Source organism: Cupriavidus sp. UME77 (assembly GCF_014170355.1).
In the GTDB taxonomy this organism is placed as follows: Bacteria; Pseudomonadota; Gammaproteobacteria; order Burkholderiales; family Burkholderiaceae; genus Cupriavidus; species Cupriavidus basilensis.
This window is the reverse complement of record NZ_LZZU01000065.1, coordinates 99,607-122,847: the sequence shown is the minus strand read 5'-3', so window position 1 is coordinate 122,847 and position 23,241 is coordinate 99,607. Positions and strand designations below refer to the sequence as shown.

The 23,241-nt window shown below is 53.8% G+C and carries 20 protein-coding genes; 16 read left to right on the top strand and 4 right to left on the bottom strand.

The window, feature by feature from the left end; all coding sequences use genetic code 11:
• Window positions 1-73 precede the first annotated feature (73 nt).
• Window positions 74-556, bottom strand: coding sequence for a DUF2269 domain-containing protein (locus A9975_RS26625; RefSeq protein WP_183035361.1), 483 nt, complete (start codon window positions 554-556; stop codon window positions 74-76).
• Entirely contained in the window at window positions 553-1,947 is a 1,395-nt protein-coding gene (locus tag A9975_RS26620; RefSeq protein WP_183035360.1) for an NAD(P)H-binding protein, read from the bottom strand. The genes A9975_RS26625 and A9975_RS26620 overlap by 4 nt, the downstream gene beginning before the upstream one ends.
• A 339-nt stretch (window positions 1,948-2,286) precedes the next feature.
• Here A9975_RS26620 and A9975_RS26615 point away from each other — a divergent pair, with 339 nt between their 5' ends.
• Window positions 2,287-2,577: a hypothetical protein gene (locus tag A9975_RS26615; RefSeq protein ID WP_183035359.1), complete on the top strand. Its 291-nt coding sequence runs from the start codon at window positions 2,287-2,289 to the stop codon at window positions 2,575-2,577.
• Between the two features lie 479 nt (window positions 2,578-3,056).
• On the opposite strand, the gene A9975_RS26610 is transcribed toward A9975_RS26615, so the two are convergent.
• Window positions 3,057-3,542, bottom strand: coding sequence for a hypothetical protein (locus A9975_RS26610; protein ID WP_183035358.1), 486 nt, complete (start codon window positions 3,540-3,542; stop codon window positions 3,057-3,059).
• 363 nt (window positions 3,543-3,905) lie between these two features.
• Window positions 3,906-4,247, bottom strand: coding sequence for a hypothetical protein (locus A9975_RS26605; protein ID WP_183035357.1), 342 nt, complete (start codon window positions 4,245-4,247; stop codon window positions 3,906-3,908).
• 1,288 nt (window positions 4,248-5,535) lie between these two features.
• Here A9975_RS26605 and A9975_RS26600 point away from each other — a divergent pair.
• The 15 genes from A9975_RS26600 (at window position 5,536) to A9975_RS26530 (ending at window position 23,078) form a co-directional block, all read left to right on the top strand.
• On the top strand, window positions 5,536-6,675 hold the full coding sequence (locus tag A9975_RS26600) for a polysaccharide biosynthesis/export family protein (RefSeq protein ID WP_183035356.1): 1,140 nt from the start codon (window positions 5,536-5,538) through the stop codon (window positions 6,673-6,675).
• Window positions 6,672-7,109 (top strand): low molecular weight protein-tyrosine-phosphatase, encoded by a 438-nt coding sequence (locus A9975_RS26595; protein ID WP_183035355.1) that lies wholly within the window; start codon window positions 6,672-6,674, stop codon window positions 7,107-7,109. Before A9975_RS26600 ends, A9975_RS26595 begins: the two co-directional genes overlap by 4 nt.
• Before the next feature lie 20 nt (window positions 7,110-7,129).
• Window positions 7,130-9,373 carry a polysaccharide biosynthesis tyrosine autokinase gene (locus A9975_RS26590; RefSeq protein ID WP_183035354.1) on the top strand — a complete coding sequence of 748 codons (2,244 nt, stop codon included), beginning with the start codon at window positions 7,130-7,132 and terminating at the stop codon, window positions 9,371-9,373.
• 455 nt (window positions 9,374-9,828) lie between these two features.
• The gene (gene wbpA / locus A9975_RS26585) at window positions 9,829-11,145 is read left to right on the top strand and encodes a UDP-N-acetyl-D-glucosamine 6-dehydrogenase (protein ID WP_183035353.1); all 1,317 of its coding nucleotides are present in this window, start codon (window positions 9,829-9,831) and stop codon (window positions 11,143-11,145) included.
• A gap of 17 nt (window positions 11,146-11,162) precedes the next feature.
• Window positions 11,163-12,113, top strand: coding sequence for a UDP-N-acetyl-2-amino-2-deoxy-D-glucuronate oxidase (gene wbpB, locus A9975_RS26580; RefSeq protein WP_183035352.1), 951 nt, complete (start codon window positions 11,163-11,165; stop codon window positions 12,111-12,113).
• 7 nt (window positions 12,114-12,120) lie between these two features.
• On the top strand, window positions 12,121-12,711 hold the full coding sequence (locus A9975_RS26575; RefSeq protein ID WP_183035351.1) for an acyltransferase: 591 nt from the start codon (window positions 12,121-12,123) through the stop codon (window positions 12,709-12,711).
• Window positions 12,708-13,793: a DegT/DnrJ/EryC1/StrS aminotransferase family protein gene (locus A9975_RS26570; protein ID WP_220810902.1), complete on the top strand. Its 1,086-nt coding sequence runs from the start codon at window positions 12,708-12,710 to the stop codon at window positions 13,791-13,793. The genes A9975_RS26575 and A9975_RS26570 overlap by 4 nt, the downstream gene beginning before the upstream one ends.
• Window positions 13,787-15,190 (top strand): lipopolysaccharide biosynthesis protein, encoded by a 1,404-nt coding sequence (locus A9975_RS26565; RefSeq protein ID WP_183035350.1) that lies wholly within the window; start codon window positions 13,787-13,789, stop codon window positions 15,188-15,190. The genes A9975_RS26570 and A9975_RS26565 overlap by 7 nt, the downstream gene beginning before the upstream one ends.
• Window positions 15,191-15,440: 250 nt before the next feature.
• A complete protein-coding gene (locus A9975_RS26560) occupies window positions 15,441-16,775 on the top strand; it encodes a hypothetical protein (RefSeq protein WP_183035349.1) in 1,335 nt (444 codons plus the stop codon).
• A 128-nt stretch (window positions 16,776-16,903) separates the two neighbouring features.
• Window positions 16,904-18,016 (top strand): glycosyltransferase, encoded by a 1,113-nt coding sequence (locus A9975_RS26555; protein ID WP_183035348.1) that lies wholly within the window; start codon window positions 16,904-16,906, stop codon window positions 18,014-18,016.
• A 30-nt stretch (window positions 18,017-18,046) separates the two neighbouring features.
• Window positions 18,047-18,799 carry a glycosyltransferase gene (locus A9975_RS26550; protein ID WP_183035347.1) on the top strand — a complete coding sequence of 251 codons (753 nt, stop codon included), beginning with the start codon at window positions 18,047-18,049 and terminating at the stop codon, window positions 18,797-18,799.
• 27 nt (window positions 18,800-18,826) lie between these two features.
• Complete coding sequence (locus A9975_RS26545) at window positions 18,827-20,044, top strand: glycosyltransferase family 4 protein (protein WP_183035346.1); 1,218 nt, start codon at window positions 18,827-18,829, stop codon at window positions 20,042-20,044.
• Window positions 20,045-20,156: 112 nt separating this feature from the next.
• On the top strand, window positions 20,157-20,765 hold the full coding sequence (locus tag A9975_RS26540; RefSeq protein WP_183035345.1) for a sugar transferase: 609 nt from the start codon (window positions 20,157-20,159) through the stop codon (window positions 20,763-20,765).
• 3 nt (window positions 20,766-20,768) lie between these two features.
• A complete protein-coding gene (locus tag A9975_RS26535; RefSeq protein WP_183035344.1) occupies window positions 20,769-21,422 on the top strand; it encodes an acetyltransferase in 654 nt (217 codons plus the stop codon).
• A 252-nt stretch (window positions 21,423-21,674) separates the two neighbouring features.
• Window positions 21,675-23,078 carry a hypothetical protein gene (locus tag A9975_RS26530; protein WP_183035343.1) on the top strand — a complete coding sequence of 468 codons (1,404 nt, stop codon included), beginning with the start codon at window positions 21,675-21,677 and terminating at the stop codon, window positions 23,076-23,078.
• Window positions 23,079-23,241: the final 163 nt, after the last annotated feature.

Below are 23,241 nucleotides of genomic sequence, written 5' to 3'. Positions count from 1 at the left end.
CCCAATCCGTGGCGATTGGCCATCCTACCAAAGACTGATCGGCTACGGTTGCCCGCTAGCCTGCGTGGCGGGATCAGGCCGGCTTGCTCACCATCAGCCAGTACACCACCAGCAAGCCGCCGAACGCGGGAAACCCCAGCGCCACCCAGATGCGCTCATACAGCCAGTAGCGCGGCGCAATGCCGGCGGCATCGGGCGCGCCGCCCGATGCCGGCAATGCCTGCGCAGCCATATCGCGCATCCGCCATTGCAGCCACAGCACCGGCAGCCAGCAAGCCCCTGCCAGCGCGTAGAGCGACAGCGAGATCCACAGCCAGGACGCCGAAGGCGGATACCCCGCCGCATGCATCATGTAAAGCCCGCTCAGCGGCTGAAAGACCACGGCCGGCGCGGTGATCCAGGTGTCGGCGCGCACCACCCAGCGGGTCACCACCGCCATGGCCTGCACGTTCTTGCTGCGGTTCACAAAGAACATATAGAAGGCGGTGCCAAAGCCGGTGCCAAACATGAAGGTGGCAGACAGGATATGCAGCCACTTGACGGTCAGGTAGGTCATGCTTGCTCCTCGGTTGATCCATATGCGGTGGCTTGCCGGCCGATGTTGGTGTCGATGTTGGTGCCGATGCCGGCATTGGTATCGGCGTTGGTATCGGCATTGGTATCGGCATTGGTATCGGCATTGGTATCGGCATTGGTATTGGTATCCAGCTGCAGGAAGAGGGCAAACCACGCCAGCATCGGCAGGTTCTTCAGCACCGGCCCGAAGGGATGCGCCCACCACGCCGGCACCAGCCAGGTAATCAGCGCGGTATAGCCAAGCACCAGCGCCATCTGCATGGCCCACACCGCGCGGGTGGGGCGCCACAGCACCAGCACCCCGAGCGCCAGATCCAGCCCCGCGCCCAGCCACACCAGCGGCGCGCGCCAGGCCGGTGGCAGCCCCGCCTCGCGCAGCAAGGCCGTGCCCGCGCCCAGATCCGCAAAACATACAAAGGCGGTGGCCAGCCAGACCGCGGCAATGGCCAGCCGGCCAGCCAGCAAGGTCCAGAACAGCAAGGCTGGCAGCCGCTCGGCAGCGGTGGCAAAGGCGGCCGGCGCGCGCAAGCGCCGCACAGCCAAGGTGGCCGCGGCGTGCGGGCTGGCGCTGTTGTCGGTGCGCAGCATGGCCAGGCTGTCGACATCGGCCAGGCTGCCCGGCAGCCTCGCCAGGCATTGCGCCCCAAGGCCGGCCATCCAGCCCGGCACGCGCAGCACCCGCGCTGTGCGCAGCCCCATGCCGCCCCTGAGGGCGCCAAGCCAGTCGCCAAACCGCAGCCGGACCGGCCCAACCGCCGCCACCGTGCGCCGGCCCGCGCAGTCAGTGCGCACTACCCGCAGCAGCAGCGCAATCAGGTCGTCGATATGGATCGGCTGCACATGCCCCGCATCCGCCGGCACCGGCAGCAAGGGCAACGCCGCCCAGCGCCGGAACAATGTTGCACTGCGGCCAGACGGCGCATACACCAGCGACGGCTGCACGATCACCCAGTCCAGCGCGCTAGCGCGCAAGGCATCGTCCGCCATGCCCTTGCTGCGCCAGTAGGCGGTAGCCCCATCCGCCGCCGCGCCCAGCGCGGATAGCTGGACCAGGCGCCGCACGCCAGCCCGCTCGCAGGCCAGCATCAGGGCAAGCGGCATATCCACATGCAAGGCCCGGAAATGCTGCAGCGCGGTTTCCCGAAAAATGCCCACCGTGTTGACGACAACATCGGCACCGCGCAATGCCGCCAGCCAATGCGCCGGCGTGGTCCAGGTGGACAAGTCCCCCGCAACGCGGTGAAGCCGTGGATGGCGGGGCAGTTGATCGAGCCGGCGCGCCAGCGCCACCACGTGATGCCCCTCGGCCAGCAAACGGGCCACCAGCGCCGATCCCACCAGCCCGCTCGCCCCGGTCACCAAGATCTTCATCGCGTCACCTGTTCGTTCTGTAATTTCTGTGTAGACAGAAATTACAGAACGAGAGGCGGGAAGTCAAGCGCTGCCGCGCAGGGGGTGGGGTGGCCCAGCGTGACGTTTCTCTCCGGGTTCGGGTCGGGGTATACTCCGCTCGTCGCTGCAAAACAGTGGCCGGGAATAGCAGCCCGAAAAACGTAGACGAACGACCGCCGCCAGGCGGGATTTTTCGATTCGCTAACGTAGGAGGCGCTCCCATGCCCCTGTCTTCACTCGCCCATTCCGGGCAACGTTTGACCCGCCTTAGTCCACTCGCCCACGCACACCGGAACGCCACCGCGACGGAGGCTGCCCATGTTTAGGCACAGCCGCTACGGCGTCACTGCCGAACATGCCGGCGCGGACATGTTCGTGACCGCCCATACCCCATGCGAAAGCCCGCAGAGCCTCGCTGGCGAAAAAGCGGCACAACTCTACGCGCTACTCTTCATGACCCGCGACAGCGCCGCCGCCGGAACATTCGGCGATCTGGTCGCAGACATCCAGGGCCCTCTGCTCTCACTGGCGACCGGACTGGCGCAGGAAATACTCGTGCTGAGCGAACTCGCGGCGGAGCACGGGGAGGGCGGGCGCGGCGACGCATAGCGGCGAGTCGGTCGTCCGCTGCTTCCATCCACTTCCAGACATATTCGTAGCAGCTTCGGGGGGGGCATAGGCGGGGGAATTTCTCCCCGCCTTATGAGACCGGCGATGCCGCGAATCTTCTCGCCGATGCCAGCCGTTAACAAGATGTGGTTTCAGTGTAAAACAGCAATATGCTTAATTTATACTGAAACTCCCGGTGTGCTCCAGACGACGCATGTAGCGCGAGTCCACTCGCGCGTGGTCACTCTGGTGACGTATCAGGAGGAAGGGTCGGAGGCGATGCAGCACGCCAGATCGGCGCTTTCCCGCGGAAGAATTTTTCGGCCCGGTCGACAGAGAAGGCCGCGGCTGGGTAAGGATAAGGATCCTCCACCCTACGGAAATCCTCGCCGTACTGCCTGCGTGGCTCGCCGCGGGTAAGCCGCTTGCTCATTGTGGATATAAGGACGCCAGGCCACCCGGATTGTGCGCGCTGGAACTCAGCCCGCTTGAGATTCCTTGGCCGGCCCGCGGGCATTCCGGCGCTTGAGCGTATCGCTGGCCACGGATTCCGACAGGAATTGCCACAAGGTGCGAACCCGGATCACCCCATCCCCCGGGCCATCATGGGTCAGGCGGCTCGCCACCTCCTCCAGCTTGCCAAACATCTCCTGGCGAAGCTGCCCGCGCAGCACCGCAACCTGCTCGGCCGGCACCACCACCTCGTCGCGGTTACCAAACCAGCGGCGCTCCGCAAGGAACAGCAACGCTGCCACCACCGCCGCGCCAATCCCCACGTTCTCAAAACCGTCCAACTGGAAGCTACCCACCGCGAAACACAGCACCGCCACCACGGCCATCGCGATAAACGCGGTGCGAAGCAGCACAAATGCGAGAGGATGCGAGATGTTGCGCGCCAGATCCCGGACGGCAGTGATTTCGTCCTGCTCCAGGACGTTGAGGACGTTGGTGGTCGAAACTTTCATGGTTTTATTGTCTTGTCTCGTTGTTACGGCCGCGCAAGCCAGACCACGCCGCAAAATCGCGCTCCCGGCGCGGCACTCACGGAACCTTGCCACTCGCGGAGAACCGGCAGTGTATACGCATGCAGCCAGAGGCGCTTTCCGTGCTGTATCCGGCTGGGCAGGCCGCAGTCAAGAAGATCGAGCCAGATGTATCCGATGGTAGCGCCCGAGCATAAGCCGTCAATGCACCGTTTGCCCTAGCCCGTCATCCTTTCGGGCTAGGTTCTGGCGCATAAGGTCGGGAATAAGAAATAGGGCCGGGCATGCCCGGCGTCGGCACGCCCCGTGATCAGGCGGGAAGACAAGGCAACAAGACAACGCCAGTCAGAACGTTACGCCGGGGACTCTCGGCACCTGGCGCGTCTTGATATTGAAATGCGGCTCGCCGAAGGCCTCCAGCAAGCGAATGATCTCCCGGGCCGAATCCGCGCGCGTCGTGCGGATCTCGCTAAGCCGCCGGGGCGCCGCCGCGCCGCACACTATATAGTGCCGCCGCACCGTCAGCACCGACTCACCAGGTGTCGGCATCAAGACGGGCGCCGCATCCTCCTCCTTGTAGCTGCCATATACCCAGCCCGACGGCGTCAGATGCGCCTCGATCCACGCCTCGCCCGACGCAAACATCGCCGCATCGGCCGCCAGGTTTTTTTCGATTGAATCCAGCATCTGCTTCTGCCCTTCAAGGTGACAACCACTGCAACAGCGAACCATTCTGGTTAGGCAAATGCAGTGTCGGTACCCCGCCTTCGTAGGACCCACCCCGGCGCAGGGTAAGAATGTCTGGACAAAGGCATGCCCCGCCCGGCCGCCACTGCCATATCGACGGCGGCGGCACATTCTTATCCCCACCTAAGCGTGGCACCTACCTTAGCGGGGTAACCGCGATCGTCGTGTGCACCAATAATCAGCACCAGCAAGCGTGACCCCTTGCTAATTCCCGATAGGGTGTAGGCACTCCCCGCGCCTACACCCTTTTTTTTGGGTTCATCTGATTCTCAGGTTCATCCGATTTTTGTGTGGGTCGATGCATCGCTGGGCAAAAATCCAGCCAACGCTGGGCCAATTCCAGCGCTGCCGTAGCTCCCCTCTCCCGCACGGCGGGAGAGGGGTTGGGGGAGAGGGCGGGCCTGCGCAAGAGCGAGGCGCAACACGTTGAGCGAGCGCCCGCCCTCTCCCCCAGGCCAGCGCTTTGCCTCCGGCATTCGCAGCCGCATGCAGCACCCACACAAAAGTCAGAGGTCCATTTTGTAAGGGCATGGCAATCAGCAATGCTCAACACGGTGCAGCAAGAATGCATCACGACATGATGTTTTGAGTCTCGCTGCAAAGCCCTCTATCCATCTCCAAGCAAGCACAAATTCGCATTGCCGGGGAAGTCCCCCCGAAGTTATTTGATCCCCACCTTGGTGGGGAAATAAAAGCCCCGCACGATCCACGCATGGCCAACGCATGACCAGCGAAATCGGGCGATGAAAGCGCGCGTTCCATCCACAAGCCACTCCGGCACGCGAACACGGAAAACCGCAAAAAACCCCGGAAAAATCGCGCAAAACCGCGTAGCCCAATCGGGTGAAAGCAGGCAAACAGAGGCAGGAAACTCCATCATGAACACAAACCAAATTCTTCTGCATTACCCCTTTTAGGGGCATCCCTCCTTTTGTCGGGTCCACTCTTCAGTAGGGATAGAAAACACGGCAAAATCGGCCGCATCGCCTTGAAGATCTACCCCCAAGAGCCATACACTTCGCCGGTCTTCGCGCAGTGATGCACTGCAAGAGCCAAGCGTGCAGGCATCAAGAAGCCACCGCCGCAACGTTCATCTCCGCCCTGCAGCTCATCGCAGCGGAAAGGCACCGACGTGTGCCATGTTGGACAAGCGGATTCGTCGCAGCAATCCCAAGCCAGGAGACGGCCAGGAGCGCGGACTTTCGGGTATCAAGGGAATTATCAAGACGTGTTCAAGCTTTCAAGCCTTCTGTCTTTCCGTAGAGCGTTGCTGTTGCTGGGGACGATTCCACTACTCGCATCCTGTGCACTTGCGCCGGGGATGCGGTTTGATCCGCAGCGCCCTCTTGATCCGGAAGATCCTGAGTCTGTGCCCAAGGTTACGCAGATCACGCCGGCATTGGTGCGCGCTATGAAGGCCGCAGCCGTGCCCACCAATGCATCGGTGAGCGAATTGTTTGGTGAGCCTGAGGCCTACACGGTTGGCGTCGGCGACATCCTCTCTATCGTGGTGTGGGATCACCCTGAGCTGGTGTTTCCTACGCAGACATACTCGATTGGCTCCGCATACGAAATCCCCAATTACAGCGGCGCGGCTAATGTACCTGGCTATGTAGTCAGTCCCGCCGGCACCATCCAGTTTCCGTATGCAGGCGTGCTCAACGTTCTCAGCAAAACGCCAGACCAGATCCGCGGCGAACTGAGCACCAAGCTCAAGAGCGTCGTCAACATGCCCCAGGTTACCGTGCGCGTGCTCGCCTTCCGCAGCAAGCGCGTCTATCTGGACGGCGAAGTAAAGACTCCTGGCCCGCAGAACATTGACGACGTGCCGATGACCCTGGTTGAGGCGCTCAATCGTGCCGGTGGCGTCAATGTGACGACAGGTGACAACAGCCGCATCCGCATTTCGCGTGCCGGGAAGAACTACTCGGTCAATCTGCCAGCGTTGTTGCAACAAGGCATTGATCCAACCCGCGTGATGCTGCGAAACGGCGACATCGTGCGCGTAGAACAACGTGAAGACAGCAAGGTGTTTGTCACTGGCGAAGTTGTGCGCCCCTCCGTGGTTCTCCCGCGAAATGGCCGCCTGACACTGAACGAAGCCATCGGGGAAGCGGGCGGTGTGAATCCCACCTCGGCCGATGCCAAGGAACTCTATGTCATTCGCAAAAGCGATGACGGAGAAGCCCAGATATTCCACCTAGACGGAAAGTCGCCGGTGTCTTTAGCCCTGGCGGAATCGTTCGAGTTGAAGCCGAAAGACGTCGTGTATGTCGACGCCGCCGGTGTAGTTCGCTGGAGCCGCGTGATCAATCAATTGATCCCGAGCGGCACGCTCCTCAACTCCACCGCCACGACACTGAAATGATCAAGACCGTACTCGTGGTGTGCATTGGCAATATTTGCCGCAGCCCGATGGCGGAAGCGCTGCTTAGGCAAGCTCTCCCGGAAGCCAACGTTGTTTCGGCGGGGCTCGGCGCACTGGTCGGTCAGCCGGCGGATGCCCATGCAGTCGATCTGATGAAAGACCTGGATCTGGATATCACCGGCCACCGCGCCCGCCAGCTCAACCGCGCGATCGCCACGCAGGCCGACCTGATCCTGGTCATGGACAACGCGCAAAGGCAGGAGATACAGCGACTTCACCCGGCGACGACTGGTCGGGTCTTCCGGCTTGGCGAACTCGCCAAGTTCGATGTACCGGACCCTTATCGCGAGGGACGTCCTGCCTTTGATAACGCGCTGGAGTTGATCCAGCGCGGCGTGGAAGCCTGGGTGCCGCGCATCCAGGCCCTCCGTTAACAGAATTCGCAGTAGAGCTTATGAACCAGAATCCTCCTCCAGTTGCTGTAACCGGACCGCCCGAAGACGAAATCGATCTCGTTCGATATCTGGACATATTGATCGCTAGCCGGTGGCTGATTGTGACGATTGCCGCTGTGGTGTTGGCGCTCGGTGTTGCTTATGCTTTCCTGGCGAGACCGGTCTACCAAGCTGACATCCTTGTGCAGGTGGAAGACAACCCCAACAGCGCGAAGAGCCTGTTGGGGGATGTGTCCAGTCTGTTTGATGTGAAGGCGGAGGCGACCGCTGAGATCGAGATCCTTCGTTCTCGGATGGTTGTGGGGAAGGCAGTAGATAACTTGCATCTCTATCTCTCTGCCAAGGCGAACTACTTGCCGTTTGTCGGCGCGTGGATTGCTAGTCGCGGGAAAGGTCTATCCGAGCCAGGTTTGCTGGGTTTCGGTGGATATGCCTGGGCCAAGGAGTCGATCAGCGTCGAACAGTTCGATGTGCCCGAAGACCTTGAAGGTGAGAAATTCAAGCTAGTGGCTCTGGGTGGTGGTCGTTACCGGCTCGAACACAGCAGCCTCGACAAGCCGATAGAAGGCAGCGTAGGCGAACTGCTGCAGGCGGATCAAAACGTAGGGCGTTTTGCTCTTCTGGTGACTGATCTCAAAGCCAAACCGGGCATCGTCTTTAACTTGATACGTAATTCGCGACTCCAAACACTCGAGAAACTGCAAGACCAGCTCAAGATAGCCGAGAAAGGCAAACAAAGCGGCGTTATCGGCGCCTCCCTGGAGGGCACCGACCCCAGCCTCACTGCGAGCATCCTGAACGAGATCGGCGATGAATACGTCGCGCAGAACATTAAGCGCAAGGCCGCAGAAGCGGAGAAATCCCTCGTCTTCCTCGGAGACCTGCTGCCGCAGTTGAAGTCGGAACTTGAGCGCGCCGAAGTCAGATATAACGAGATGCGCAACAAGCGCAACACGTTCAATCTGAGCGAGGAAGGCAAGGCTTTTCTGCAAGAGAGCGTAGCCGCTGAAGGAAGCTTGCTAGAGCTAAAGCAGAAGCGTACCGAACTCTTGACACGCTTCACCGCGACCCACCCGAGCATTCAAGCACTGGATCAGCAGATTGCCACGCTAGGCTCGAAAGTAGGAGGCATGGCCCTTCGCATGAAGACGTTCCCGAGCGTGGAGCAGGATACGCTTCGTCTCATGCGCGATGTACAGGTCAACAATGACCTCTACGTGGGGCTGCTCAACAATATGCAGCAACTCAAGCTGGTAAAGGCAGGGAAGGTCGGCAACGTCCGTCTGCTGGACAATGCACCCGTTCCCGAGGAGCCGGTCAAGCCCAAGAAGGGTCTCACTATCGCGCTCGCTGCCATCCTCGGCCTGTTGCTGGGGGTGATTGCAGCCTTTGTGCGCAACGCACTCTATGGTGGTATTACCGACCCCCAAGATATCGAACGGCATAGTGGCCTGAACGTCTATGCAACGGTACCACTGTCGACGCAGCAAGCAGTACTCAGTGAAGAGATCCGCCTGCGCAAGCTCGGCACGTTCCTCTTGGCAGATCGCTATCCTAACGACCCATCCATCGAAAGCCTGCGTAGCCTGCGCACCGCGTTGCAGTTTGCCATGCTGGATGCAGACAACAACCGCGTGCTGCTAACTGGACCTACGCCAGGCGTTGGGAAATCCTTCGTCTCCGCCAATTTGGCGTTGGTTATGTCTACCGGTGGAAAGCGCGTGCTGCTCGTAGATGCAGATATGCGCAAAGGCTATCTCAACAACTATTTTGGCAAGGAACGGCAGGGTGGCCTGTCCGATGTGCTGGTAGGCAGGATCGCGTTCAACGAAGCCGTCCATCGCAACGTTTTCGGCAACCTCGATTTTCTCAGCACTGGCGTATTGCCGCCAAATCCTGCGGAACTGTTGCTGAACGAACGCATGGTGGCGATGCTGAAAGAGGTGAGCGGCCAATATGATTTAGTGCTGATTGACACCCCACCTGTACTCGCCGTATCAGACACAGCAATCTTGGCGGCACGCTGCGGCACGGTGTTTCTTGTCACGCGCTTTGAAAAGACAACTATTGGCGAAGTCACGGAGTCGGCTAAGCAGCTCCGCCAATCCAACGCCGAAGTGAACGGGGTGGTTTTCAACGGGTTGGATGCCAGCGCCTATCGATATGGATATGGATCGAAGTACGGGCGTTATCGCTATGCGTACTACGGATATGCGAGCGAGCACGACCCGGTGAAGAGTTAGATCTACTAGCGCGGACGTGATCCGCGCGAGTGGGTGGGCCACGCTAGGCTACAGTGGATCTATCAAAGCTGGGTCCATACGAAATATTCGAAATCGCAGAGCGGATTAATGTAGTGAAGTACATTTTTCTTGGATTAGTCGATTGAAATTGCTTCGACTAATCCGTGGGTGGCGCAGGACGAACGAGTACATAGGGATTATCTAGATCTCCTTGGCAATGTCGCGAATCTATGTCTCGCGTTTCAATATGACGGAAAAAATATGACGGAAATATTTATTATTTCTCGTGTGCGAAAACCTGCGCGACAGCGTCCACGTTCGGCCAGCTATCTGCATCTAGTCATGTAGATAACCACGAAGAAGGAACAACTATTTAACCTTCTCACACGTACATGGCCTCGCCTCCGACAGGACTTGCAGGTTCGGTTAACCAAAGATAACTCATGTGTAAAATTATGTCTAATGCCATTGCAGCCAACCTTATCGATCGGCTAAAGCGCAAGGAATCCATAATTGGTATCGTGGGACTCGGCTATGTCGGTCTACCGCTGATGCTGCGTTATAACGCTATTGGATTCCGCGTGCTCGGTATCGACATTGATCAAGAAAAGGTTGAGAAACTTAACGTCGGCCATAGCTATATTGAGCATATCCCCGCCGTCAGTATCGCCAGGGCGCGTGAGAGTGGATTCGAGGCCACTGCAGACTTTGAGCGTGCCCGCGAATGCGACGCGCTGATTCTCTGCGTTCCAACTCCTCTCAATAAATACCGCGAGCCCGATATGAGCTTCGTGGTGAACACCACCGACGCTATCAAGCCATACCTACGTGAAGGGCAGGTGGTCTCGCTCGAGAGCACTACCTATCCCGGCACCACCGAAGAGGTGTTGCTGCCGCGGGTGGAGGAGAGCGGGTTGGAAGTTGGAAAGAACATCTATCTGGTCTATTCGCCCGAACGGGAAGACCCGGGCAATCCGAACTTCGAGACCCGGACTATTCCCAAGGTCGTGGGCGGTCATACACAAATTTGCCTAGACGTCGGCTTAGCACTGTATGCACCCGCGATCGATCGGGTGGTAGCGGTCAGTTCCACCAAGGCGGCGGAGATGACCAAGCTCCTGGAGAACATTCATCGCGCGGTGAACATCGGCCTCGTCAACGAAATGAAAGTTGTCGCGGACCGCATGGGCATTGACATCTTTGAGGTAGTGGATGCCGCTGCTACTAAGCCTTTCGGCTTCACGGCCTATTACCCGGGTCCGGGCTTGGGTGGGCACTGCATTCCCATCGATCCCTTCTATCTGACGTGGAAGGCGCGCGAGTACGGGTTACACACGCGCTTCATTGAACTATCCGGCGAGGTCAATAAGGCCATGCCGGAGTATGTCGTCGGCAAACTAATCGACGGACTGAACGTCCGAGGCAAAGCGCTGAATGGCTGCAAGGTACTGGTGCTGGGCATTGCCTACAAGAAGAACGTAGACGACATGCGCGAGTCACCGTCGGTGGAGATCATGGAACTCATTGAGGCCAAGGGGGCAACGGTCGCCTACAGCGATCCGCACGTGCCGGTTTTCCCAAAAATGCGGGAGCACCACTTCGATTTGTCCAGCGTGCCGCTTACCGCCGAATCTATTGCTTGCTTCGATGCTGTGGTACTCGCAACAGACCATGATAGCTTCGATTACCCGCTGATAAACCAGCATGCGGCGCTGCTGATTGATAGTCGTGGCAAGTACCGCGCCCCCGAATCCCATATCGTCAAAGCTTGATTGGCGGGAGAACTAAATTGAAACGATTTGCACTGATTGGCGCCGCCGGTTACATCGCGCCGCGCCATATGCGGGCGATCAAAGACACGAGCAACGAACTCGTCTCTGCCTATGACATCAACGACTCTGTTGGCATCATCGATAGCATTTCACCCCAAAGCGAGTTCTTCACCGAATTCGAGCGCTTTTACGACCATGCCTGGCGACTCAATCGCCAGCCCACTACGTCGTTGGACTATGTTGCGATCTGTTCGCCCAATTATCTACATCAGCCGCACATCTCGGCGGGCCTGCGCCTTGGTTGCGATGTGATCTGCGAAAAGCCTCTGGTCCCAACGCCGGAACTGCTGGATGAACTAGCCCAAGTGGAACGAGAAACGGGAAAACGCGTCTTCAATATCCTGCAGCTGCGCCATCACCAAGCCATCCTGAATTTGAAGGAGAAGGTCGCCGCCGAAGGTACCGCCCGCAAACACGACGTTGAGCTCACCTACATTACCTCGCGTGGAAAGTGGTACATGGAGAGCTGGAAGGGCGACCAGCGCAAATCTTTCGGTTTGGCAACTAACATCGGTGTCCACTTCTACGACATGCTGCATTTCATCTTCGGCAAGTTGCAGCGCAATGTAGTGCACCACAATGGCGAGAGCAAGGCAGCCGGCTATCTTGAGTACGAGAAGGCGCGTGTGCGCTGGTTCTTGTCCATCGATGCTAGTGACCTACCGGAAAGCGTGAAAGGGAAGAAGTCCACATACCGCTCCATCACGGTCGATGGCCAGGAGATCGAGTTCTCTGAAGGCTTCACCGATCTCCATACCGTGAGCTACAAGGAGATTCTGGCGGGCCGCGGCTACGGCCTGGAGGACGCGCGCCATTGTGTGGAAACGGTCAATACCATTCGTTCAGCTAGGATTGTGCCGCCCCATAACGACGAGGGGCATCCCTTCCTGAACGGTTTTGTCCGCTGAGGTGAATATGAGCTACCAGGTCCATCCATCCGCAATCGTGGACGAAGGTGCCCAGATCGGCGAGGGCTCACGAATCTGGCACTTTGTTCATGTCTGCGGCGGTGCACGTATCGGTAAAGGGTGTTCGCTAGGACAGAATGTCTTCGTGGGAAACCGTGTTGTCATTGGTAACAACGTCAAGATCCAGAACAACGTGTCGGTCTACGATAACGTCACTTTGGAAGATGGGGTGTTCTGCGGACCAAGTATGGTATTCACCAACGTCTATAACCCTCGCTCGTTGGTAGAACGGAAGAGTGAATACCGTAATACTAGGGTAGGAAGAGGCGCTTCCTTGGGTGCCAATTGCACTATCGTGTGCGGTGTAACTATCGGAGCATTCGCCTTTGTAGGTGCCGGTGCCGTGATTAATAAGAATGTGCCAGATTACGCATTGGTGGTCGGTGTGCCAGCGAGACAGATTGGCTGGATGAGTGAATTTGGCGAACAACTTTCCTTGCCCTTGCAGGGGCAGGCGGAGGATATCTGCCGGCACACCGGCGAACGGTATGTGCTTAACGGTCATGCTGTGACCAAGATGGAGCTTCCCAAGCCATGATTGATTTTATTGACCTCAACGCTCAGCAAGAGCGTATCAAGAGCCAGATCGATGCAGCGATCCAGCGCGTGCTGGGGCATGGGCGATACATCCTCGGCCCCGAAGTGGCAGAGCTGGAGGAGAAGCTCGCAGCCTATACCGGCGCTAAATATTGCATCACCTGCGCTAACGGTACGGATGCGCTGCAGATAGCGCAGATGGCGCTTGGAATTGGTCCTGGCGACGAAGTCATCACTCCAGGCTTCTCTTATATTGCCACTGCCGAGACCGTTGCACTATTGGGCGCCACGCCAGTATATGTGGATATTGATTCTCGAACATACAATCTCGATCCGGCTCTCTTGGAGGAGGCCATTACCCCCCGCACCAAGGCTATAATCCCAGTTAGTTTGTACGGGCAGTGTGCCGATTTTGACCTCATCAATGCAATCGCTGCAAAGCATGGAATTCCCGTAATCGAGGATGCGGCACAGAGCTTTGGCGCTCTCTATAAGGGCCGAAAGAGTTGCAATCTTTCAACTATCGCTTGTACAAGTTTCTTTCCAAGCAAGCCACTGGGCTGCTATGGTGACGGTGGCGCCATCTTCACCAACGATGACGAGCTAGCCAAAGTAATCCGCCAGATTTCCCGCCACGGTCAGGATCGCCGCTACCACCATGTGCGCGTCGGAGTGAACAGTCGACTGGATACTCTGCAAGCCGCTATTCTGTTGTCCAAACTCACCATCTTTGACGACGAAATTGAGCGGCGTCAAACAGTCGCAAAACGCTATAACGTGCACCTTAGGGAGGCGGGCATTACTACGACGCCATATGTGGAGCCGTACAGTCTTAGTGTCTATGCGCAGTACACTGTCAGAGTACCGGCACGTGAAAAGGTGCAAAGTAAACTGAGGATCGCCGGAATTCCAACTGTTGTACATTACCCAATCCCGCTGAACCAGCAGCCTGCCGTGGCAGCTACCCACATGCAATTGCCAGAGGGAGATGGCGTGGCGTTGGAGGTTCTTAGTCTGCCAATGCACCCGTACCTCACAGAAATACTGCAAGCGCAGATTGCAGAAGCTCTGGCGGCATGCTGAAACGAATTGGCGCCGTGCGTCAAATCATGCAGAAAGTGCGTCGAAAATTCGAAGCTCCGTTTCGGAAGGGATTCGTAAAGTCTGTCGGTGTACTGGTCGGTGGTGCGGCCTTTTCGCAAGCATTAATGGTGCTAGTGCTACCTCTATTGACGCGGCTTTATGCACCTGCTGATTTCAGTGTGTTGGCTGTGTACGCCTCGATCCTTGGCGTTGTGTCGGTCGCCGCATGCCTGCGCTTGGAGATTGCTATACCACTGCCTCTACGCGACGATGATGCGGCGAATTTGCTGGCTCTGGCGCTATGTTGTTCAGCTGGCGTAGCAGGAGTATCCGCCCTATTAGTAGCACTCCTTCCGGAGCAGTTCGCCAATTTGCTAGCCAAGGGCGGCGGGCTGCGGCCGTACCTATGGCTATTGCCATTGGGCATATGGTTGAGTAGTTCGTATACAGCACTGCAGTTTTGGTCTACTCGGAAAAAGAGATTTTCCGTTATTGCCAAAACGCGAATGACGCAAGGCATTGGCGGTGCCAGTACACAAGTTGCCTTAGGTTTTGCCGGCATGGCGCCACTGGGGTTAGTGCTTGGCCAGATGATCAATAGCGGCGCGGGAATTTTTGGGCTGGTCCGCGATGCGCTAAGTGATCGTACCGCGCTAAGCTCGATAAGTCGCTCTAGGATGCGCAGCGTATTCTTCGAATACAGTCGTTTTCCAAAATATTCGACTCTAGAGTCTTTGGCCAACAGTGCAGGTATTCAAATACCAATAATTATAATCTCTGCGTATGCAGTGGGTGCGGAAGCTGGCTTCCTTCTGTTGGCTAGCAGGGTAATGTTGTCGCCGATGACATTAATAGGAGGCGCCGTCTCGCAAGTATATTTATCCCATGCGCCTGAGGAACTTCGAATCGGTAATTTGGGGAGGTTTACAGCCAGGACTATGGGCGGATTGCTTAAAACTGGAGTTGGCCCATTAATATTTGCGGGTATTATGGCCCCGGTAATGTTTCCCTTAATTTTTGGGCCTCAATGGCGGCGCGCCGGGGAAATGCTCTATTGGATGACGCCCTGGTTCGTCATGCAATTTCTTGCTTCACCTGTATCTATGACGTTGCATGTCACACAGAGCCAACGGGCGGCACTTGTGCTGCAAGTGCTAGGACTTGTATTGCGTGTCGGCGCAGTCTCCGCGGCAGTCTGCCTTGCGCAACTCTGGATTTTCGAATCATATGCGATAACCAGTTTTATTTTTTATCTGTTTTATCTCTGGGTCGTAATTTTAACAGCTCAAATAAGAGTAGAAGACCTACTGGTGGAATTAAGAAGTGGAGCGATAGTTGTGGCGGGTTGGACATTGCTGGCGATATTAATGCGTATGGTTGTTTGGGGGGTAATGTGACATATTATTGTCTGGCATTTAGCATAGCGGACAATTGTCAAAGGCAGTTGCAGTGGATCTCGATGAAGTAGCCGGTTGAGTAAATTTATCAAGAAAGAAGGCCATCCGACCATAGCTTCGAGGCATCGTCGACCTTGGTTGGGTTAGAGAAAATGATGCTGAATGTTTTCAGAGGGGGGGGTAAAAGAGGCGATAGTGATCGCCACCGTTCTGCGTTGTTTTTGAACACGGCCGGGGTTGTTGGATCTCTATGGAATTCTATCTGATATCGTTTTTACATTTTCTGGTTTGCATAGTTGTTTTTATTGCAATAAGAAAGTCAATAAAGACGCGGGGTATCAAGGTGCTCTCATTAGGTGCTTTAATATTCTTTTTGATTTCAAGCGTTGGGTTGATATTTTCTCACTATATCGACTATGGCGCGGCTCTTCCATTCGGCGACGATAGTGGAATGGTGGTGTATAGAAGGTTGGATGTGCTCTATTTCCACCAGGCGGTTTCGCATTGGATATTTTTTGCGGTTCTCGGCTGTGCTATTGCTTTGCAAAAAAAGAGATTTTCATTGGATTTGAAGAAGATTTCGCTAGCCAATTCATTCTTTTGGAAGGTAACTCTGGCAGGAGTGTTTCTTTTTGCCTATACGAGATACTTCATTTTTGGCCCTGGATTGGAAACACTGCTCGGTACAAATCTGATGTATTTCTCAGCTGAGGATGCTGTCGCTGCTCGGACCGTTGCGAAGGATAATCTTTATGGGCAGGGTGCCTACATGGCGTCTGTAGCCGCCTACATTATATTGCCCGTTCTATTTGCGGGGTTGATATCAGGAGTTCAAAATAACAATATCTTATCAAAGAAAATACCGTATTTTACTGTCCTATCTGTTTTCTTTCTTCTTTCATTTGTGTATGCATTTCAGACAAGACAGAAATCTCCAATAATTCAGGTGTTTTTGGCATATTTTCTTTTGCATATCTGCAGGGTAATTCATAAAAGAGGTGGGGCTGAGAGAGGGGCTAAGAGCTATTCTGGTGTAATTATATTTGGCGGAATATTTCTCTTTCTTCTGGCGGTTATATTATATGTTCTTGTGTTTAATATGGATTTCTATCAATCCATATTCTCTACTGTGGCTCGTGTTTTTATGGTTCCGACCGCAACGGAGGCAAACTACTTTTATGTATTCCCCGATATTTTTCCTTATCGCGGATTGATGGAATCTTTTGTTATAAGAATATTTTATCCGCCAGGAGTGTCGGGTGTTTCAATTTATGACGTGGCTGTGGCCGCTACGGGAAATCAATTTACAGCAAATGCGTCATTCATTGCTGTGGCTTGGAGCGGTTTTGGGTATCTTGGCGTGGCTATAGTCTCAATTTCACTGTGCCTAAGTCTTCTCCTAGTTGATAATTTTCTTTATAAAAAATCCTATGAGATAAAGAGTTTCGCTTTGGCGCTAAGTGTTCCATCGCTTCTTATTCTTAATTCTGGATCGTTTACGGAGTATTTGGGCGCAGGGGGGATGATTGCCCCCATGTTATTCATTCTAGTGGCGAAAGAAGTGAGGGTGAGGTCGTACGTTTGATTATTTAATTTCGCTCGGACGAATTGCCGCGGCCTGGTTTATTGATTGCGAGTAGTAAAAATTTGATTGTCTCAAGTCTGTTTTTCTATTTTTTAGAACAGAATATAGATAGATACATTTTTTCGTAAATGAAAATACTGCATTCCGCTCTGATGCTCGGTCCTGTTTCAGGAATAGTTAACCAAATGAGATGGGAGCGGGCAGCCGCTATTGACTATGGTTTGAGTTGGGATGTGAAAATTTTTTGTCCGAAGAATGATTTTGCGGATCCGGGGTTATTTGAATTCTCGAAATCCGTCTCGAAGGATAATGATAGATCCTACTTTCGTCGTGTCTTGGATTATATAAATTTTCGGCGAGAATATTATGCCTGGTTGAGGGAGAAATCGGATAACTATGATGCTATTTTGTTGCGATATAGCACCTCTGATCCGTTTCAATTTTTCTTCATTAGAAATTGCGACAAACCTGTATTTTTGATTCACCATACGCTGGAGATTCCAGAGTTACGCGCGGTGGGCGGATTTGGTGGGCCGGTTCGAATTCTTTCCGAGAAATTTTTTGGAGCGCTGAGCTACGAAAAGGCAAGGGGAATCGTCGGCGTTACTGATGAGATTGTCGATGCGTGCCTACGGAAGGGCAGTTTTCCCGAAAAATTATCATATCGATATACAAACGGAGTTAATTGTAGGGATTTCTCCGTTCGACCCACGAGTGCCGATCGGTTTTGTAATGTCCCGGTGATTATTTTTGTTGCAAGTTATTTTAGCCTATGGCACGGGCTGGATTTGATTTTGGATAGTGTTGCAGAATCAACGAGTGATTTTATACTGCACGTCGTTGGTGAAATCGATGAAAAGGATAAGATCAAAGCAATTAATGACCGTAGAGTTATTTTGCATGGGCACGTTTCTCAAGCGGAATTGACCGCTTTGATTTCAAAGGCAGATGTCGGCTTGTCTTCATTTGCTTTAGATAGGAAGGACATGAAAGAAGCCTGTCCGCTGAAAACGAGAGAATATCTAGCTCAAGGGTTACCAGTTTATGCCGGGCATAGGGATGTTTTTCCCTCCGGTTGCGAGTTTTATAAAATCGGAGGCCCACATATTAATGAGATATTGAAGTTTAGGGATCAGGTGATTTCGAAGAGACGGGATGAGATTGCGGAAATGGCCAGTCAGTATATTGAAAAAAGGAAATTGGTGCGCGACTTTCATGGTTGGTTGCTGCAATCAATTTAAATGACGATTGGTTTAAGTTGAGGCTGTCAATTGAAGAAATACTCATTTTTGATGTGCGTAAATAGAAAGGTGCCATTTTTGGCTGCCGCTATTGATAGTGTGCTTAAGCAGACGTGTCAAGATTTCTTGTTTTATATTATTGCTAATAATTGCGATGATGATTTGTGGGATTTTTTGTCTGAATATAAGGATCCTCGATTGCGCCTGCATAGAACTCTGATTGGCCAATTATCTTTTAATTTGAACTTTGGGTTAAATTTAATTGGCGACGGTTATGTGTTGCGAATGGATGCCGATGATATCTGCCTGCCTGAGAGGCTTGATTTGACAAAGAGATGGTTGGCTGATCTGAATTATCCTGATGTGCTCGGTGGTGATGCAATTTTGGTGGACGAGAACAATTTGGAAATCGGCTATGTCAGGCCTCCGCGGGAAAATAGCGCTATCCGATCCTGGTTGTGGAGAAAATGCCCGATGATTCATCCGAGTTGCGCAATGAATGTGAGATCTGCTCTAGCTTTGCGTGGCTATTTGGGTGGTTTTATGTCAGAGGACTACGATCTGTGGCTGCGTGCGTCTCGTGATGAGACCTTTGTTTTTAGAAATATAGCAGCACCCCTTATTAGGTATAGGATTTGCAGTGATCAGGCGCGCGGTAATAAGTTGGGCTACGCAGAAGTTTCTGGGTTTATGCTTCGTGAGGCATTGTTGGGTCGTGGAATGAAATTCTTTGTGGCCGCGATTGTTGGGGTTATTAAGAGCATTTTTTTGGCAAAGAAATAGAAGTATTGTTGCGATAAATTTTCGAATATGAATGGATTGGGCGGAAAACCTAATGAAGAGTATGTGGCCGCAGAGTCAGCGAGCCAGCAGTCACGTCGCATTATCCTGGTGACGACAGTGCCGGAGACATTTGCGACTATTCTTAGACGGCAACCAGCCTATCTGCGTAAATATTTTGATCTGTCTTTGGTTAGTAGTGAAGGTGAGTTGTGTCATAGAATAAGCGAAGAGGAGGGTGTTCTAGTTTCGACGGTACCGATGAAGCGTGGTATAAGCATACTAAATGATTTGATTTCTGTGATTTCCATGATAATCGTTCTGCGTAAAAGACGACCTTTATTGGTGCACTCTTATACGCCGAAGGCAGGGCTCGTCACTATGCTTGCGGCACTGATTTGCCGCGTGCCGATACGTGTTCACACGTTTACAGGATTGATATTTCCGACTTCAATTGGATTTAAGAGAGCACTGTTGATCTGGATGGATCGCCTGATCTGCGCCTGTGCTACAGATGTTGTTCCGGAGGGAGTGGGTGTTAAGAAGGATTTGGAGCGGTTTCAGATCACAAGAAAGCGGTTGAGAATAATCGGTAATGGAAATATTGCCGGAGTTGATTCAAACTATTTTTCTTCCGATGCGCCTGGTGTGTATGAGGCGGCCGCCGACTTTAGATCCAGGCTTGGAATTTTGCCTGGCGCATTCATATTTTGTTTTGTCGGTCGCCTGAATAGGGACAAGGGACTTGTGGAGTTGATGCGAGCATTCATTAACTTGTCCACAAACGCGCATTTGCTGCTGGTGGGAGAGAGTGACAATACGGCGCCAATCGGCGCGGATGTGTCGGCGGATATTGCCTCCCATCCGCGCGTGCATTCGGTTGGATTTCTGAGCGATGTGCGCCCTGCACTGCGTGCGGCGGACGTGCTGGTGCTACCCAGCTATCGAGAGGGTTTTCCAAACGTAGTTCTACAGGCCGGCGCCATGGAGCTTCCTGTAATTGCTACCGACATCAACGGCTGCAATGAAGTAATTGAGCCGGGCTTTAATGGATGGCTGGTACCACCGCGGGATGCGCAGGCTCTGGAGCGTGCCATGCATGAGGCAATAGAAGTGCCGTCCTTCCAACGGCTGGCGATGGGGCGCCGGGCGAGGGAGCGGATACAGCGGCGCTTTGAACAGCGGGACCATTGGAAGCGAATGGTTCTGTTCTATCGAAGTCTTTTGGATCGCGACCGACGGGGTTAGTCGATGATGCAGTGCTTCCTTGTCATATGAGAGGGGCTCCATTGCCGCTTAGACCGCGACCGATTTTCCCGGGAAGCTGTAGCCCAGTTCGCCATTCACTTCATTATCACGAATGAAACGCTTATTTGATCTTATATTAGCCACGTTGGCGTTGCTGCTCTTGGCCCTTCCGCTGCTGAGTTTGATCTGGGTGGTACGCAAGAAACTGGGTTCACCGGTGTTCTTTCGCCAGACTCGACCAGGCTTAAACGGGCGGGCGTTCCAGATGGTTAAGTTCCGCACCATGACAGACGAGCGCGGGGCGGATGGCCAGTTGCTGTCTGACGCGGAGCGTCTCACGCCCTTTGGGTATTTCTTACGTTCCACCAGTCTAGATGAGCTCCCCGAACTTTGGAATGTGATCAAGGGTGATATGAGCCTGGTTGGCCCACGGCCGCTGCTCATGGAGTATTTGCCTCTCTACACTTTGGAGCAGGCACGTCGCCACGCTGTACGTCCAGGCATTACCGGTTGGGCGCAGGTCAACGGCCGCAATGCCCTGTCTTGGGAACAGAAATTCGCCATGGATAGTTGGTACGTGGATCATCGCACGTTCTGGCTGGATCTGAAGATATTGGCTCTCACGGTCAGAAAGGTGTTGGTGCGAGACGGAATCAGCGCTGCCGGCGAGGCCACAATGACGCGCTTTGCGGGTGAGGAAGTGAGTGAGCAACGGGAGTAAGCGATGAAGTTGATTGGAATTTATGGATCTAGTGGCTTTGGGCGGGAAGTAATGCCATTAGCTCGGGCCCAGCTGAATGCTGCTGAAGTAGGGCCGTACGAGATAGTGTTCGTGGATGACGGCGATAGTTCGCCCCGACGCAACGGCCATCGGGTGCTGTCTTATGCGCAGTTTCTTGAGGAGCCAGCCGGCACGAAGCAGCTGAGTTTCGCTATTGCTGCCAGCCAAGTGCGAGAACGGCTCGCGAAAAATGCCGGCCGAGACGGCATAGGATTTTTCGATGTTTTGGCGGAAAATGCGACGATATTAGATGACGTCATCCTGGGGGCGGGGTCGATCATATGCCCCTTCGTGACGCTCACGAGCAGCATCCGCATAGGTAAGCACTTTCACGCAAATATATATTCATACGTAGCTCATGATTGCGTTATTGGTGACTACGTGACGTTTGCGCCGGGGGTTAAGTGCAATGGAAATGTATTGGTGGAGGATCACGCATATATCGGAACCGGAGCGGTGCTCAAACAGGGCAGGCCGGACGCTCCGCTTGTAATTGGTCGGGGCGCCGTAGTAGGCATGGGCGCAGTCGTTACCCGTAGCGTCCCTCCTGGGGCAACGGTAGTGGGCAACCCTGCTCGCCCGCTAGACCGCTCATAAGAGCTAAGTGCGGAGTTAAATCGGTCTGATGATTGCGACGGAGTCTCTCTGCGACAAAGCATGGGGACTCAGAGGCGTGAAGCATATCTTTGTGCCAGGCTGGTGAACGTAGATGGAGCTGCCTCTGAGAGGCACGAAACTGAGGCTCTAGTTTGAGCAACCGATTGGTTGTGCTTAGTTTTTTGAGGGGACTTCCAATGTGGTACCAATCATATGATCCGAAATTTAAAAAAAGTGAATTCTGGAGAGGGCATGAATAAAATCATCGCTTTTTATTGGATCACAAAAGGATCGAAATTTTGCCGTCACGCCACGCGTACTTTCAGATTGATATTTTTCGCATTATTTATAGAATTATCCTATTCTGGGTATGCGCTGGCGGCACCATCCGTTGCACTTGGGGATTATTCTGCAGAGCCCCGTATTGGAGATCACGTCGATAGCGATCGGCTTGTGCAACGTTTGGTTGACCTCCACGCGAATACCTATATGTGGTTAGTGTGGCGTAGCAAAAATGATTGGGAGGATCTAAAAGCGTTCTTGCCTAAGGCAAAAATGGCCGGTATAAATGTATGGGTTTATCTGGTTCCTCCTTCGGAAACGCCGGTGCAGGATAAACGATTTACCTATTCGGAGCCGTTCCGTCTTGATTATGTCCGTTGGGCAGAGGAAATTGCTAAGCTCTCAATTGAATTTTCAAATCTCAATGGGTATGTAATTGATGATTTTTGGGGAAATGTTCGGCTTGATAGATTTTCTAGGGAATATATTGGTCGGGTTGTTGATGCGGGTAAGGCCATTAATGCGAAGATAAGGTTTTATCCGTTAATGTATTTTAATCAGATAGATGAGGAATCGACGGAATTTCTCGCGCCATTTGTTGATGGGGTAATCGGAGCGTATCCGCGTGATCGCGCGGAGCTGGAACGAGCCCTTACGTTTCTTGAGGACCGATTTTTGCAGCCAAGTGGCGTGAAAATCACGTTTCCAGGCGAGAAGTCGTCGAGGCCGGGTGACCATGGACTGGCAAGTCAGAAGATTAAAGTGCTTGATAACCGGAACGCCAAGCTGAGATTCCATTACCGCACTAATTTGGAGACTTCAACAGTGGGGTACCATCGCCTTCAGGTACGGGTGGACGATGAGGTTATTTGGGATGAGGACGCTGCAAGCCATAACGACGGAGTAGTGACGATTGATATTTCTAAGGCTTTGCGTGGAAAAAGGACGGCTAGGCTGAGTTTTGGAGTGTTTGATATTAAGGGGGTTGGGAATTTTGGGCTTATAGTGAAATTTTCTGGATTGAATGCGTCCGGCATAGAATTAAGAGATTCCGATTTAGGGGGGGGGTCCGCTTGGTCTTCGGATATCGTTGGGGGTTTTTCCGTGAAATTCGAAAGGGAGGTGGCCGGGAAAAGACGATTTCGTCTCCCGATGATCGTGATGCCATCGGGAGACGCTGCTGAGTATAGAATGCGATACGCTGGGGATGGGACTCCAGTGGAAATCGCTGGGAAAATTAAGGAATTGACGGATTTTGCGCGGGATGGAAAGATAGAAGGTATCGTAACTTATTGCTTGGACAAGAGCGATAGAAGTGAAAGTTTTGATTCGGTCAGGGATATTTTTGAATCAGTCAGAAGGCCAATTCGGTGAAAATGGGTGTGCCAGGTAATATATATCGTGAAATTTTGGTGCCGGAAAGCTGATGGGGATGTGTATTATTTTTTGATAATAAGTCGTCGCGGTATTTTGTAAGTTGAGAAAGGCGGGGGCGGCGTGGATCGCTGTTCCAAAGTGGATGATAGTTTTGGAAGCG